Annotated in this window: 1 protein-coding gene; it reads right to left on the minus strand. The window is 68.1% G+C overall.

From position 1 onward, the window contains the following. A partial coding sequence (locus G6O54_RS37235) for a hypothetical protein (RefSeq protein ID WP_165236272.1) occupies positions 1-207 on the minus strand: 207 nt, incomplete at both ends.

Raw genomic sequence — 207 nt, forward strand, 5'->3', positions numbered from 1 at the left:
GAAGGAGCCGCCGCCCCCGGCGTCGTAGATGGCCGCGTCGGAGATGAAGCTGAAGCTGGCGCCGGCCTCGTTCACGAAGGTGGCGGAGCTGGCCATCCGAAGCCCGCTAGCGTTGCTGTAGAAGTTCGCCAGCGTCGCGGCGCCGTAGTTGTCCAGCTCTCGTGCGCTCAGGGTCTCCTCGCTGGTGCTGGTGGCGGAGCCGATGGT

The sequence above is a fragment of the Aquisphaera insulae genome, from assembly GCF_011064615.1.
GTDB classification, from domain to species: Bacteria; Planctomycetota; Planctomycetia; order Isosphaerales; family Isosphaeraceae; genus Aquisphaera; species Aquisphaera insulae.